Origin of the sequence: Paenibacillus motobuensis, from assembly GCF_039521865.1 — a bacterium.
Classification (GTDB): Bacteria; Bacillota; Bacilli; order Paenibacillales; family Paenibacillaceae; genus Fontibacillus; species Fontibacillus motobuensis.
Genome location: NZ_BAAACX010000003.1, coordinates 1 through 14,261 on the forward strand (window position 1 = coordinate 1; position 14,261 = coordinate 14,261).

Here is a 14,261-nt window from a genome sequence, read left to right on the forward strand (position 1 = left end):
AGATTTCACTTGACGTGAAACCCGCTCACTCGTTGTTCAGTTTTCAAAGATCAACTTCGTTTTCAGTGTCACTGCGTTTCAGCGGCGACTTTTATAATATAACATGTTGTTTCAGATTTTGCAATAGTTTTTTTTGACTTTTTAACTATCAGTTTGAACTACTGCATCATGGCAACTTATTCCGTCAAAAATCGGAACGTTTCATAATTTAACACATTACAAATAGCAAAGTCAAATACAATTTTATCCTATTGCTTGACCCGTGGGAAGCGTGAATTTCTAGCGTATTTGGAGAGCTCTTTAGAGGGGGCGAATCGAGCATACATACGAAATACAGTTTTATATCTCTTAGCAATCGCGTCACGGATATCCTGGTCCAAACGTTGATCGCTCATATCAAGCAGCATCTCGTCCAGTTCTTTGCGTAGAACATAGTCGAGCTCCTTGCATTCTTTATCATTGAACATCATTCCCAACATAACTACAGCTCCTCTATCGACTCAGTTTATATCTATATCAGCCATAATCCCAACTGCACATAACATATCCGCGGCTTTTGACCGCTTTACTGTTATGCACAGTTTTCGGGAAAATTATGACATCAATTATCAACGAACCAAGTAAAAAGTGAGCGTACTTTCAACTACCGCCGCGATCAACAGTAATATCACTGTCCAAAAAGCAGCTCTAATAAGTGAGTTAAAGAAATCCCGCCATTTAATCGTCCTTTCACTTTGATCCCGGGCCCCCAACTCTCCGAGACCTTTAAGCACATAGTAACCGAACTGAATCCCGAAGGCAGCAGCCATAATGATTGCTGGAATCTCGATAATTCCATGAGGCAGCAGTCCTTTTACGATGAGATCAAATAAATTAGCCCCGTGCTGTGCCGAAGTTGTAACCAGGAAACCAAGAACAAGCCCATTCATCAGCAGGAACACAGCTGGTAATATGCCAAACAATGCTCCCAAGATAATAACTCCTAGACTTTTAATCACGTTATTCAGAAAGATAAATTTAAAAAAGCTTAGCTCCGGCACCGCGGATTGGGATAATTGCTCACTATAATTTCGCAAAGTCTCAATATCAGGCATGACCAGGCTAGTAATTCGCTCCGTCTCCACCACCCCCATCAAAATGCCAACGGCAAAGAAGGCGATCGAGACCCACAGCGACTTTTTATATTTTCGTAAATCACGCATAAATAAGCGAAATGACAGCATGATATCTCCTCCTGTAGCAATTTTTTTACATAAAGTGTGTGTTCAAAAAGTTCGGTTTTCAGCACCGAGAAGGTTGGATGAAGCTAGGGTCTGAGGAATAAACTTTTGGGACAAGAAAGGGTCATATTCCCGAAAGGTACAGGCATATATTTGTACAAGCGAAATTCATTCTGATAACGAGAGGGGCTAATCAAAGCATGAACAACTTCTTCTATGTCCTTAACGGGAAGAAAATCAAAAGGTTTTTCTTTGTTTTTGCCGCGGCCCTGTTTGCAGCAGGTATCGTCTATGTGGAGCAGAGCCATATCACCGTATTCTCCGAAGAGAGCAGCCCCGCCGCCATCTACAGTGTGCCTACGGAGAAGAAATTGATTGCCCTGACCTTCGATATCAGTTGGGGAGACAAACGGGCAGAACCCATCCTGAAAGTACTCAAGGACAAAAATGTTCAGAAAGCGACCTTCTTCATCTCATCCCCTTGGGGAAAAAGTCATCCGGAAATTGTGAAAGCAATTCAGGAACAAGGATTTGAAATCGGCAGCCATGGACACAAACATGATAACTACAGCGAATTAACCGATGAAGAAATCTCCAAGCAAATTACTACAGCCCATTCTATTTTAACCGAATTGACTGGAAAAGCACCAAACCTCCTGCGACTTCCTAATGGCGATTTTGACAAACGTGTATTATCTATTGCTGACGGGCTGGGGTACAAAGTGATTCAATGGGATACAGATTCTCAGGATTGGCAAAATAAAGGCGTCGACAAAATTGTAAATCGCGTCGTTAACAAAGCACATCCTGGTGATATTGTTCTCCTGCATGCTAGTGATTCAGCCAAACAGACGCATGAAGCTCTCCCTATTATTATCGATCAACTTCGGCAAAAGGGATATGACTTTGTGACGGTCACTGACTTACTTCAGGAAGCAGGAGTAAAAGGCAGCGAGGTTCGCGATCAAGCCTGGATTCAGGAGCAAATCGATACAGCAGCTGGTATGTAATTCAACCATGACTGTACTTAATAAAAAAAGGACCCCCATCTCTGTTCTTAAAGATGGAAGGTCCTTTTTACATTTTATACTCTTTGAACAATTCTTAATTTATCATTTCTTGACTATGTACCTGTGGAGACTGCTTAGGTTTCAATATGCGGTGCAAAATCAATATCTGATAGGCATTACAAGCAATCAATGGACCAGCAATCCAGGCGGTCGCTTGATCCACCTCGATTTTCAGCACGCCGATCGTCTCTACAATTGTTACGGCAATCATGAAGAATAAAGTGGGTATCCATGCGGAGTCGTTCGTCATTCTTGCTTTGAAATAGGCCACGGCGATGGCGACAACTAAAATAATTCCCCCCAACACAACATCGGAGTAGGAACTTTTGTTACCGCCTACAAAAATACGCAAAAACATTAATTCAAATAAGGCCAGTGCTGTCAATACAAGTTGGATATATTGCCAGGTTCTACGGGAGAACACGCCCGTTCCCATATAATTGACCATCATATATGCGAAGAATCCCATCTGGGAGTATACGCTGACCATGACCCCAACACCTAACAATAAACCAATGTTGACAAAAAGATCTGCCGTCCCATTCAGCTTCATAGTATTCGTCAACTGTAGAACCAGACCAATCACGAGCGAACCGGCGGCTCCAACCACCAAGGTCGTCCAGAATAAATGCAACCATCTTTTTAAATTCAAATAAGCCACCTCCCACTATCGAAATATTTTACCAATGATGGCAGCAAAAAACCATCGTTTTTAATCGGATAATTCTTTTTTTTAGCCACATACTACAAACATTGATACTCATAAGGAGGCTGGAACCATGAAGTGGGTGGGTTACTACCGCTGGTCATTATGCATCATACTTACACTTACATTAACGGCATGCGGCTCTGAGCAAGGCTCATCGCAATCTTCCCAGGGCGGATATAAAGATACAAAATCGATGGTTATCGACATTTTGAAGACCGACGACGGTAAAAAAGCAATTTATGAGGCCCTAAGTTCACCGCAGAGCGAATCTGGCAGCAGCTCAGGCTCTTCCTCTGACTCCGGATCCGGATCTGAATCATCCGGTTCTGGTTCTGGATCAGACTCTGGGGGCTCCTCCGGATCAGGCAGCAGTTCGGGCGGTTCTGGTGGCGGGTCGGGCGGCGGTGGAGGAAATTATAAAATCAAGATGCTCCTTCCATCCAACACATCTGAGGAGGTCAAAATGGCCGTAAAGGACACGATTACCTCCCCGGCTTACAAAAAAGAAATTGAGAAAATTATGACGGACCCTAAATTTGCCGGCAATTTTGCCAAGGCCATTAGTGCTCAGAACAAGCAGCTTCATATGGATCTAATCAAGGACCCTACTTACCAGAAATCTATGCAAGAAATGATGAAATCGCCTGAGATTATGCAGATGTTCCTGGATCTAACTAAATCGTCCGATTACCGTAAGCAGACGATGACCATCATGCAAGAAGCGATGCAGAGCCCTATATTCAAGATGGAGGTTATGGAACTGCTCAAGACCGTTGTTCAAGAACAGCTTATTCCTAAGGTCGAGAAATCAAGTGAAAATCAAACCGAGAAGCAAGGCGGTAAGAGTGGTGGAGAGCAAAAGAAACAAGGCGGTGACAGCGGTTCCGGCTCCAGCGAAGAAAGCTAAGCATAATCATGTCCCACTTCGATATATATAATCGAAAGACTGAACCTATAGGTTCAGTCTTTTTGACATTTTGCTATTACTGTAGTAGCGATTTCGCCATAAATATATCCGCTCGGTGTATCCTCCTTATAAATCGATGGAGAGAAGTCTGGCTCCGACGGATGGTTGTCCGGCGTTCCAAGCGGGATTTGCGCTAGCAGGTCCGTGTGTAGTGTCTCGGCCAAGCGCGCACCACCACCACGACCAAAGATATAGTCCTTCTTATGGCAATCTGAACATTCATAATAGGCCATATTCTCCACCACACCAAGCACTTCATGCTCGGTCTTCAGCGCCATAGCGCCGGCTCTGGCAGCGACGAAAGCTGCTGTTGCATGTGGCGTTGTAACAATAATCTCGCGGCTCTGAGGGATCATCTGATGTACATCCAGCGCTACATCCCCCGTTCCTGGCGGCAGATCAAGGATCATATAATCCAGTTCTCCCCAATGGACATCTGCGAAAAATTGTCGCAGCATCTTCCCGAGCATCGGTCCACGCCAGATCACTGGTGTGTTCTCCTGAATGAAGAAGCCCATCGACATTACCTTAACGCCGAACCTCTCCACTGGCTGAATAACCCCATCCTCGATCGCTGGAGCCGTCTCGATCCCCATCATATCTGGGACACTGAAGCCATAAATATCGGCATCGATCAATCCGACCCTTTTACCAAGACGGGCTAGTGCTACGGCTAAATTCACAGCAACTGTGGATTTACCGACTCCGCCTTTGCCGCTGGCGATTGCAATGAAATGGACTCCGGATTTTGGGTCCAGAATCGATAATTGTTCTAGCCCTGCTCCATGTCCTCTTGGCGCCTGGGACGCAGCCCCTTCAGCTTCATTGGACGTAACGGCTTGTCCCGCTTCCTGGCGCTCATGCTCGGAAGGTTCGCGGAAGCGCAGATGCAGATTGTTGATGCCAGCTTCCTGAAGACGGAAGCGAATCTCTTCCTCCAGCTTCTGGCGCGTATTCTCATCCTGCTTCAAGCTGATTACTGTCAAAGAAACCTTATCTTCCTTGATCATCATATTGCGTATCCAATTCAAATCGATCAAGCTACGTCCCAATACAGGTTCTGCAATAGGTCTAAGTACGGCCTCAAGCTGTTCCTTTGTTAACACAGACAACACCCCGGATCTATTTAGTAATCGAATAGTTGGTATAAATATGATATTAATTATATCATTTCCTGCTGTTGTCTGCTTTGCTTCCACTTTCTTTTTTAGAAATATATTTCATGATTCCTTGATAGATTGAAGCGGCCACTTTCTGTTGGTATTTCTCATCCCCAAGCAGTCGGGCTTCCTCTGGGTTCGACAAGAAACCGACCTCTACCAATACCGCAGGAATTTTTAATTCCTCCAGTAAATACACCGATTTATCGGAGCGCTTGGCAACTCTGTCCGTGTTATTTAGGCCATTACGCAACTCATCCTGAATGAACTCGGCCAATGTAACGCTATCCCCGTTATTGGTTGAAAAGAAGGTTTGGGCCCCGCTCCACCGCGAAGAGGGAACACTGTTCATGTGAATGCTTACGAACACCTTCGCTTGCTTCTCCTCGATATAACGAACCCGCCGTTTCAAATCCTCCGTCTTGCGCTTCTTGTATCCCTTAGTATCTGCACTCGCTAGATCTCGATCTTCTTCCCTCGTCATATATACGACCGCGCCCGCCTGCTGCAAATAATCCCGCAAATACAACGTCACTGCCAGATTGATATCTTTCTCAATGATCCCCTGCTTGCTTACCGCACCACCATCAGGACCTCCATGACCCGCATCGAGAGCAATCGTCGTCCCCGCCAGCGGCAGGCTCCAATAGCTCGCGGTCTTTATGGTCGGAACTTCATATTTTGCAAATCCGATCAATAATCCAAGCAGTGCAATTCCGAGCAGTCCCCATTTGATATGATTTAACTTCAGCCAGACAGTTACCTTATCCTTGGAGTTCATAAAAAAGCCACCTCCATCCCCATAAATGACACTAATCATCTATATGGGACGAGGTGGACAAATATTACAAAATAACGATAGACTATATAAGTCCGTGATCAAAAAGGTCGGTTTTAAGCACCGAGAAGGTTGGATGAAGCTAGGGGCTGAGGAGCGGAGCGTACGTTTTGGGTACGTGAGCACCGGAAGGCCCGGCTGAATTCAAGATTCGATGTCGAATTTACTTCCTGATTCACTTCGTGATCAAAAGCGGCCTATATGACAACCTGATGACTCATTCCTTCGATCAGCACTCTTGCAACTTCAGGACGGGTAAATTCAGGCGGAGGACAAATTCCTTCGCGAAGAAGGCCTCTCACCTTGGTTCCAGACAAGGTCAAGTGATCCTCTGCGGGATGCGGACACGTCTTACTCGAAGCCATATTGCCGCATTTTGTACAGAAGAAGCTATGCTCAAAAAATAAAGGCGTAATCCCTAATTCTTCTGCTGTAAAATTGCTGAATATCTCCTGCGCTTCGTAAGTCCCATAGTAATCTCCTACACCCGCATGGTCGCGCCCGACGATAAAATGGGTGCAGCCATAATTTTTACGAACCATAGCATGAAAGATTGCTTCCCGAGGGCCCGCGTAGCGCATCGCCGCCGGGAAAACGCCGAGAAATGTACGACCCTGTGGATAATAATTGTCTAACAGCGCCAGGTAACTCTGCATTCTAACATCCGCTGGCACATCGTCCGACTTCGTCTCGCCAACTAGCGGATTAAGGAATAGACCGTCAACAATCTCCATCGCACTCTTCTGGATATATTCATGGGCCCGATGCACCGGATTTCTTGTTTGGAAGCCGACCACTGTATTCCATCCTTTATCCGCGAATATACGCCGAGTCTGTGCTGGATCGTAATAGAATTCAGTAAAGCGGTCCGGTCTTGGACGATGCAGCACTTGCACTGATCCGCCAATATAAATAGGTGAACGCTCCAGCAGCTTCTTAACCCCTGGATGCTCTGAATCTGTTGTCTTAAATACTTGTTTGGCCTCATACTGCTGATCTACCTTATAAATACTTCCGACTTCAAGCACGCCATATACTATGCCATCCTGTTCGCCCACTAAGGCAATCCGCTCTTCTATGGAGAGCTCCGCAGCTTCCTGTTCACTAAGCGACAGGGTAATCGGAATGCTCCATACTGTGCCATCTGCAAGTCGCATATGCCTCACAACCGAATAATAGTCATCCTCGTTCAGGAATCCTGTTAAGGGAGAGAATGCACCGACTCCAATTAAATCGAGATCAGAGATCGTCCAGGCATTGATACGTACGGACTTCAGTTTCTTCGCTTCCTCTAGCAAGCGTTCACGTTCCTCGCCGGTGACGAGTCGATTGACGAGCGTACCGCCATGTGGTGAAATTACAGTCATAATGTATCCTCCCTCTCATTAGCTTCATCCTATGCATCATTTATGCAATCCGCACTCTGTCTTCTCTGATTCTGCCCAACGACCTGCACGAGGATCCTCTCCCGGCCTAACCGGGCGCGTACATTGTTCGCAGCCGATACTTGGGTAGTTCTGATCATGTAATGGGTTGTATACGAGATCATGCTCCCGAATGTAATTCCATACATCTTCACTAGACCAATCTGCAATTGGATTGAACTTGATGAGCCCAAACTTCACATCGTATTCAATCTTCTTGGCATTTGCTCTCGTTGGAGCTTGATCTCGTCTGATTCCAGTAATCCAAGCTTCATATTTGGATAGAATCATACTTAACGGAGCTACCTTACGGATGTTACAGCAGGCATTCGGATCCCTCTTCCACAGTTCCGCTCCATATTGCTGCTCCTGTTCCTCTGGCGTAATTTCCGGGGACACTCTCACGAACTTTAGACCGTATCTCTCCACTAGTCGATCCCGGGTCTCATAAGTCTCCTTGAAATGAAAGTCGGTATCCAGGTAGAAGATGTCCGTCTTAGGACTTATCTTCTGAAGCATGTCTACAAGCACGACATCCTCCGCGCCGAAGCTGCAGGCAAAGGTTATGTTGGGAAATGTCTCAATTGCCCATGCGATAATCTCCTGCGGCGTAGCCGACTCAAATTCTACAGCTTTCTCCTCAATCAGTGCCTCTTTCTCCAGTAAATTCATGCTCCGCCCCCCATGTCTTGGAATAAGTCCTACTAATCAGATTTGAATTATCAATATATAGTATAAATATTTCCAGATAGAAGTCAATGAAAAAAGCGCCCAACTGGGCGCTTCAATTCATAATTAAAATCCGTAAGGGGGGTTCATATGATGGTTCGTAGGCTTCTGGGCAGCACTAATCATAAGAAGAATACCTGTAATCAAATGCATAATCATACCAAGGATAGGAATCCAGGCAACGACCGAAGTAACGATTCCGACAATCGAACCATATTTCGATTCGTTATTATTTGCAGATAGGACTAATGTAATAATATGTAGTACAAACATGATGAACAGCGGTATGTATGAAGTTCCCACAATGATCAGTCCGCCGATAAGCGGAATACCGAGGAAAATTTCCAGACCCCCAGTAACCCATTTTAGCGTTCTTGAGTTAGACATAGAATACTCCCTTTCTATAGTCAATTTTGTTCTAACAAGCCGAATATACCAGAACAACTCGCCAATTCCCACCATTTTATTTATATTCAGGAATACGTTTAAGGATGAATCCTCTACTGGAACCTTAATAAAATGCAAAAAGCCCCTGACCGAATGGCCAAGGGCATATATTGCAAATATTAACGCTTCGAGAATTGTGGCGCGCGACGAGCGGCTTTAAGACCGTATTTCTTACGTTCTTTCATCCGTGGGTCACGAGTCAGGAATCCTGCTTTTTTCAATGCAGGACGGAATTCTGGGTCAGCTTTGAGCAATGCACGGGAAATACCGTGGCGGATTGCGCCTGCTTGACCAGAGATACCACCGCCGTGAGCAATAACAATTACGTCATAGCTGCCAAGCGTTTCCGTCAAAGTCAAAGGTTGTTTTACGATCAGTTTAAGAGTTTCCAGACCGAAGTATTCATTGATATCACGCTTATTAATGACAATGCGTCCTTCACCCGGTACAAGGCGAACACGAGCTACCGAATGTTTACGACGACCTGTCCCATAGTATTGTACTTGTGCCATGAAACTGTCCTCCCTTTTTATTATCCGCGAAGTTCGTAAACTTCAGGTTTTTGTGCTGCATGTGGATGCTCTGTGCCAGCATAAGCTTTCAATCTCAGCTTCATTTTCTCGCCCATGCGAGTCTTAGGCAGCATTCCGAATACAGCCGATTCAATGACGCGTTCAGGTTTAGTGTTCAAAAGATCCTTAGCAACAGTCACTTTCAAACCGCCTGGATGCAGGGAATGACGATAGTATTTCTTGTTATCCAGCTTCTTGCCAGTAAGAGCAATCTTCTCAGAGTTGATTACGATAACAAAGTCACCGCCGTCAACGTGTGGAGTAAAGCTTGGTTTATGTTTGCCGCGGATAAGTGCAGCAACTTCGCTAGCCAGACGGCCCAGCGTTTTGCCTTCGGCATCAATGATGTGCCATTTGCGCTCAACTTCAGCCGGCTTCGCCATGTAGGTGGTACGCATGTAATGATCCTCCTTCATTCTCGTTCAAATGGTTCATTTATCTTCGTTCATTGTCATTTACTAATCAAGCAATTTGTAAATTAACGTACTGTGAATATCTTAATCGGGGCCGTGGGATAGCCATTAAGAAACACAACTTCTATTTTACAGGATGAAAAAGTAATGCGCAAGTATTTTTTGAATGAAATTCAGTCAAAAAGATCGCCAAATACATCGAGCACAGACTTCTTCTTCTTATACTTGTTGTTGTATCCCTGATTATGCTTTCCGGCATGATGATCATCATAGCCGCGCCCATGATTCGGTGAGTGGTCCGTATGCTGTGGGTTATCCCGATGATCATACCACTCGTTAAAGGCAGGCCTAGCCTCCCGTACCTCTCTCATCAGCTTCTCCAGTTCTCCACGATCCAGCCATACACCTTTACATTCAGGACAGACATCAATCATGACTCCGTCCTTCTCAACCTCTCTCATCCGAACATCATCGCATACAGGACATCTCATACCAACATTACCTCCTATAGTAACGTAATTGATTCATTCTGTATTAATGTACGGGCATAGATACGATCAAGTTTCGTAATTATTCAGCTCAGTTAGATCGCCTGCAGTGAGATCCGTCTCCTCATAGAGAACCTCCCACAGCATCAGCCCTTTACTCTCAGCGGTTGGTCCGGCGGCAGCACGGTCCTGCGCCTCCAATATACTCTTCATATCCTCCGGCTTACGCTTACCCTCGCCTACCTGAAGCAGAGTGCCCACGATAATCCGCACCATATGCTGAAGAAAGCCGCTCCCGGTCATAAATATATGGATGATCCCCTGCTCATGCGAGCCAGAGTAGTTACCCGACCGATCCACTTCGATCCATGCCTCATAAATCGTACGCACATGGCTCGCCTTGGTCGAATGACGAGAAGCAAAGGAAGTATAATCATGAGTCCCGATCAAGTACTTCAGACCCTCCTGCATGTTCTCAACATTCAACCGTCCAGGGTGGTGGACTTGATAACGACGGTTAAATACATCAGGTACCCGATTCGCATTGATTGAGAATCTATATGTCTTCCGTTTCGCCGATCGACGAGCATGAAAAGACATCGGGACCTCCTGCACATCCGTCACACGTATATCGGCTGGCAGCCGACCATTCAGCGCCATTCTCCAGCGATCCACCGGAATCCTGGATTCCGTATGCACGTGGAAAGGCTGCTCTCTGGCATGCACCCCAGCATCTGTACGCCCCGAACCGTGGATCTTCACGACCTCACCTGTCAACCCTAGAATTGCTGCCTCCAGATAGTCCTGAACGGTATTGCCATCGGGCTGGGTCTGAAACCCGAAGTATTCAGTTCCATCGTAGCTGACGGTCATTAACAGGTTACGCATTAAGATCCTCCCTTCGGTAAACAATAAGATTACCTTCTCGGAACCCTCTCACCCCTACACACAGAAAAACTCTCCGCTAGCTAAGCCACATAAGGCGAGCCGACAGAGAGTTTGACGTACAATGGGTTATTCCCGGTATTAAGCGCGATCTACCAATTCCAAGTAAACCATAGGCGCAGAGTCACCGCGGCGTGGTCCCAATTTCAAGATACGAGTGTATCCGCCTGGACGCTCAGAGTAGCGTGGTGCCAGCTCCGAGAACAGTTTTTGGATTGCATCTTGCTGACCGTCGATAGATTCACGACGAACATAAGCTGCAACTTGACGACGAGCGTGCAGATCTCCTTGTTTTGCCTTGGTGATCAGCTTCTCAGCGATAGAACGAACTTCTTTCGCTTTAGCCTCAGTCGTTTGGATACGTTCATATAAGAACAGGTCGGTTACCAGGTCACGGAACAAAGCCTTACGAGCGCTGGAATTACGGCCCAACTTTTGGTATGCCATTTGAGTTTTCCCTCCTTCGCTAGAGACGATTCACTAAAAAGAGTCTATTCTTCCGTACGAAGCCCTAAACCAAGCTCCTCGAGCTTCTCTTGAACTTCTTCCAAAGATTTGCGACCAAGGTTACGCACCTTCATCATATCTTCTTCCGTCTTCGTGGTCAGCTCTTGTACCGTATTAATGCCGGCACGTTTGAGGCAGTTATAAGAACGAACGGACAGATCGAGCTCTTCAATCGTCATCTCAAGAACTTTCTCTTTCTTGTCTTCTTCCTTCTCAACCATGATTTCAGCGTCCTTCGCTTCGTCAGTCAACCCAACGAATAGGAAGAGATGCTCGGTCAAAATCTTTGCTCCGAGACTAACCGCTTCTTCAGGTTTAATGCTGCCATCGGTCCATACTTCAAGCGTCAGCTTGTCATAGTTGGTCACTTGGCCAACACGGGTATTCTCTACAACGTAATTGACGCGAGTAATCGGGGTATAGATCGAATCGACGGGAATGACTCCGATCGGCTGATCGTCTCGTTTATTACGATCTGCTTGAACATAACCACGACCACGTCCCGCATAAATGCGCATATGAAGTCTCGAACCCGGCTCCAGCGTTGCAATATGAAGCTCCGGATTCAGAATTTCCACATCGCTGTCCGCACGGATATCTCCTGCTGTAACTACTCCTTCACCTTCCGCATCGATCTCAAGGATTTTCTCCTCATCCGAATGGATTTTAAGTGAAAGAGCCTTCAGGTTCAGAATGATTTCCGTCACGTCCTCCATTACACCTGGGACAGTCGAGAATTCATGCAGAACACCATCGATTTGGACCGAGGTTACCGCAGCACCAGGCAGGGAAGATAGCAAAATCCGGCGAAGCGAGTTACCCAAAGTGGTGCCATAACCACGCTCTAGTGGTTCCACTACAAATTTACCATAGGTGCCTTCATCGTTAACTTCAACGGTCTCAATTTTCGGCTTTTCGATTTCTATCACGAAAGTACCCCTCCTTCAAACACTCGTTCCTACGCAAACTGCCATGTCTACTGAAGTCTTATCATGTAGTATGCCTAAACAACCATTGTTACCAAAATATGCTGTTGCTATACCACATTAGATGCGGCTTCATTATACACGACGGCGTTTTGGAGGACGGCATCCATTGTGAGGAATCGGAGTCACGTCTTTAATCATGTTAACTTCAAGGCCTGCCGCTTGCAAAGAGCGGATAGCGGCTTCACGGCCGGCTCCAGGACCTTTAACCATAACCTCGACAGTTTTCATGCCATGTTCCATAGCTGCTTTTGCAGCAGATTCAGCTGCCATTTGTGCAGCAAACGGAGTGGATTTACGGGAACCCTTAAATCCAAGACCGCCGGAGCTTGCCCATGAAATTGCGTTGCCATGTGGGTCTGTAATCGTAACAATCGTATTGTTGAAGGTGGAGCGGATATGCGCTACACCAGACTCAATATTTTTGCGATCACGACGTTTTGTACGTACGACTTTTTTTGGTTTAGCCATTGTTCAGTTATCCTCCCTTCTTATTTCTTCTTGTTCGCTACAGTACGACGAGGACCCTTACGAGTACGGGCATTCGTTTTCGTACGTTGTCCGCGAACCGGCAGGCCACGACGATGACGTACACCGCGGTAGCATCCGATTTCGATCAAACGCTTAATATTTAAAGAAATTTCACGACGCAGGTCACCCTCAACCTTGACCGTCTTGTCGATCGATTCGCGTAGTTTGCTAACCTCATCTTCCGTCAAATCACGAACACGAGTGTCCGGATTGATGCCTGTTGTGCTCAGGATTTTCTGGGAAGTCGTTTTACCGATTCCGAAAATGTAAGTTAAGGCGATCTCAACGCGTTTATCACGTGGCAAATCCACACCAGCTATACGTGCCATTTTACGCTACACCCCCTTCTTTAACCTTGTTTTTGTTTGTGCTTTGGATTTTCACAAATCACCATGACGTGGCCTTTGCGACGAATGACTTTGCATTTTTCGCAAATAGGCTTTACAGAAGGTCTTACCTTCATGTTGACTACCTCCCTAAAGTTTTGCGAAGCAAAACTCTCTTCGTAAGGATTAGCTAGGTTGCATCGCAATCCTAACTTCTAACATGTGATCGAGCTTTGCTTGGCAAAGCCCTCTTCACAAAGATGAACAAGTCTTACGTATCGTAAAACTTGTCTCGATAGCAGCCTGTATTACAGACTATTCCATCATACTGTAAAGACTAAACTTCAATCAACCTTAATATAGTACCACAAAATAAAAGTAAAAGATATGGTATCTATTTACGATATGTGATACGTCCTTTGGTCAGATCATAAGGTGATAATTGAACCACCACTTTGTCTCCCGTCAGGATCCGAATAAAGTGCATCCGCAATTTACCGGATACGTGAGCGAGAATTTGATGACCGTTCTCAAGCTCTACCTTGAAGGTAGCGTTAGGCAACGGCTCAATCACCGTTCCTTCTACTTCAATGACATCTTCTTTGGACACATTCAGTCTCCTTTCTCTTCGGCATTAGCATTGGCGGTTGCTATATATACGCTAACTGCATGACGCAGTTTACCGTTTGTCACCCTACCGCTTTCTTGCAAACTTTGAACAACCTCGCTGCTGATCATGGACTGAAGTTCAAGATGTTGAACGTTCTTACGTTTAGGCTGATCAAATTTGCGTTTGTCTCCATTCGCGATCAACACGAATCGGTCATCCACAATATCAATAATCACATAAACGTCGCCTGCATCTCTGCCTTTCAGCACCTTCGCCAGCTGGCCAACTTGTGGTACGGAGCGGTGCATCATTATAACCA

At 45.8% G+C, this 14,261-nt stretch carries 21 protein-coding genes; 2 read left to right on the forward strand and 19 right to left on the reverse strand.

Annotated elements, in window-relative coordinates:
- Window positions 1–248: 248 nt before the first annotated feature.
- Both ABD014_RS00920 and ABD014_RS00925 read right to left on the reverse strand, forming a co-directional pair.
- Window positions 249–479: a hypothetical protein gene (locus ABD014_RS00920; protein WP_068779141.1), complete on the reverse strand. Its 231-nt coding sequence runs from the start codon at window positions 477–479 to the stop codon at window positions 249–251.
- A 129-nt stretch (window positions 480–608) separates the two neighbouring features.
- Window positions 609–1,223: a stage II sporulation protein M gene (locus ABD014_RS00925; RefSeq protein ID WP_343856343.1), complete on the reverse strand. Its 615-nt coding sequence runs from the start codon at window positions 1,221–1,223 to the stop codon at window positions 609–611.
- A 197-nt stretch (window positions 1,224–1,420) separates the two neighbouring features.
- On the opposite strand from ABD014_RS00925, the gene pdaB reads away from it, so the two are divergent.
- Entirely contained in the window at window positions 1,421–2,230 is an 810-nt protein-coding gene (pdaB, locus tag ABD014_RS00930) for a polysaccharide deacetylase family sporulation protein PdaB (RefSeq protein WP_343856345.1), read from the forward strand.
- A 94-nt stretch (window positions 2,231–2,324) separates the two neighbouring features.
- Here the strand turns inward: pdaB and ABD014_RS00935 are convergent, their stop codons facing one another.
- Window positions 2,325–2,942, reverse strand: coding sequence for a KinB-signaling pathway activation protein (locus ABD014_RS00935; protein WP_343856348.1), 618 nt, complete (start codon window positions 2,940–2,942; stop codon window positions 2,325–2,327).
- 127 nt (window positions 2,943–3,069) lie between these two features.
- Here ABD014_RS00935 and gerD point away from each other — a divergent pair, with 127 nt between their 5' ends.
- The gene (gerD, locus tag ABD014_RS00940) at window positions 3,070–3,906 is read left to right on the forward strand and encodes a spore germination lipoprotein GerD (protein ID WP_343856351.1); all 837 of its coding nucleotides are present in this window, start codon (window positions 3,070–3,072) and stop codon (window positions 3,904–3,906) included.
- A 53-nt stretch (window positions 3,907–3,959) separates the two neighbouring features.
- Here the strand turns inward: gerD and ABD014_RS00945 are convergent, their stop codons facing one another.
- The 16 genes from ABD014_RS00945 to ABD014_RS01020 all read right to left on the reverse strand — a co-directional run bounded on the left by ABD014_RS00945 (window position 3,960) and on the right by ABD014_RS01020 (window position 14,253).
- Window positions 3,960–5,072, reverse strand: coding sequence for an Mrp/NBP35 family ATP-binding protein (locus tag ABD014_RS00945; protein WP_343856354.1), 1,113 nt, complete (start codon window positions 5,070–5,072; stop codon window positions 3,960–3,962).
- A 61-nt stretch (window positions 5,073–5,133) separates the two neighbouring features.
- On the reverse strand, window positions 5,134–5,907 hold the full coding sequence (cwlD, locus tag ABD014_RS00950; protein ID WP_343856356.1) for an N-acetylmuramoyl-L-alanine amidase CwlD: 774 nt from the start codon (window positions 5,905–5,907) through the stop codon (window positions 5,134–5,136).
- A 254-nt stretch (window positions 5,908–6,161) separates the two neighbouring features.
- On the reverse strand, window positions 6,162–7,331 hold the full coding sequence (sat, locus tag ABD014_RS00955) for a sulfate adenylyltransferase (protein WP_343856358.1): 1,170 nt from the start codon (window positions 7,329–7,331) through the stop codon (window positions 6,162–6,164).
- A gap of 36 nt (window positions 7,332–7,367) precedes the next feature.
- Window positions 7,368–8,060, reverse strand: coding sequence for a phosphoadenylyl-sulfate reductase (locus ABD014_RS00960; RefSeq protein ID WP_343856360.1), 693 nt, complete (start codon window positions 8,058–8,060; stop codon window positions 7,368–7,370).
- Window positions 8,061–8,183: 123 nt separating this feature from the next.
- Window positions 8,184–8,504 (reverse strand): hypothetical protein, encoded by a 321-nt coding sequence (locus ABD014_RS00965; protein WP_343856362.1) that lies wholly within the window; start codon window positions 8,502–8,504, stop codon window positions 8,184–8,186.
- A 179-nt stretch (window positions 8,505–8,683) separates the two neighbouring features.
- Window positions 8,684–9,076, reverse strand: a complete 393-nt coding sequence (gene rpsI, locus ABD014_RS00970) for a 30S ribosomal protein S9 (RefSeq protein ID WP_068779130.1) — start codon at window positions 9,074–9,076, stop codon at window positions 8,684–8,686.
- A 20-nt stretch (window positions 9,077–9,096) separates the two neighbouring features.
- Window positions 9,097–9,534, reverse strand: coding sequence for a 50S ribosomal protein L13 (gene rplM, locus ABD014_RS00975; protein WP_068779129.1), 438 nt, complete (start codon window positions 9,532–9,534; stop codon window positions 9,097–9,099).
- Between the two features lie 188 nt (window positions 9,535–9,722).
- Window positions 9,723–10,040, reverse strand: coding sequence for a TFIIB-type zinc ribbon-containing protein (locus ABD014_RS00980; RefSeq protein ID WP_343856366.1), 318 nt, complete (start codon window positions 10,038–10,040; stop codon window positions 9,723–9,725).
- Window positions 10,041–10,106: 66 nt separating this feature from the next.
- Window positions 10,107–10,925, reverse strand: a complete 819-nt coding sequence (gene truA / locus ABD014_RS00985) for a tRNA pseudouridine(38-40) synthase TruA (RefSeq protein WP_343856369.1) — start codon at window positions 10,923–10,925, stop codon at window positions 10,107–10,109.
- Window positions 10,926–11,063: 138 nt separating this feature from the next.
- Window positions 11,064–11,429 carry a 50S ribosomal protein L17 gene (gene rplQ / locus ABD014_RS00990; RefSeq protein WP_068779126.1) on the reverse strand — a complete coding sequence of 122 codons (366 nt, stop codon included), beginning with the start codon at window positions 11,427–11,429 and terminating at the stop codon, window positions 11,064–11,066.
- 44 nt (window positions 11,430–11,473) lie between these two features.
- Window positions 11,474–12,418 carry a DNA-directed RNA polymerase subunit alpha gene (locus tag ABD014_RS00995; protein ID WP_068779125.1) on the reverse strand — a complete coding sequence of 315 codons (945 nt, stop codon included), beginning with the start codon at window positions 12,416–12,418 and terminating at the stop codon, window positions 11,474–11,476.
- Window positions 12,419–12,550: 132 nt separating this feature from the next.
- Complete coding sequence (rpsK, locus tag ABD014_RS01000; RefSeq protein ID WP_009226663.1) at window positions 12,551–12,946, reverse strand: 30S ribosomal protein S11; 396 nt, start codon at window positions 12,944–12,946, stop codon at window positions 12,551–12,553.
- Window positions 12,947–12,966: 20 nt separating this feature from the next.
- Entirely contained in the window at window positions 12,967–13,335 is a 369-nt protein-coding gene (gene rpsM, locus ABD014_RS01005) for a 30S ribosomal protein S13 (RefSeq protein WP_127002972.1), read from the reverse strand.
- Between the two features lie 20 nt (window positions 13,336–13,355).
- A complete protein-coding gene (gene rpmJ / locus ABD014_RS01010) occupies window positions 13,356–13,469 on the reverse strand; it encodes a 50S ribosomal protein L36 (protein WP_068779123.1) in 114 nt (37 codons plus the stop codon).
- 257 nt (window positions 13,470–13,726) lie between these two features.
- Window positions 13,727–13,942: a translation initiation factor IF-1 gene (gene infA, locus ABD014_RS01015; protein WP_343856390.1), complete on the reverse strand. Its 216-nt coding sequence runs from the start codon at window positions 13,940–13,942 to the stop codon at window positions 13,727–13,729.
- Window positions 13,943–13,944: 2 nt separating this feature from the next.
- Window positions 13,945–14,253: a KOW domain-containing RNA-binding protein gene (locus ABD014_RS01020; RefSeq protein ID WP_343856393.1), complete on the reverse strand. Its 309-nt coding sequence runs from the start codon at window positions 14,251–14,253 to the stop codon at window positions 13,945–13,947.
- Window positions 14,254–14,261 lie beyond the last annotated feature (8 nt).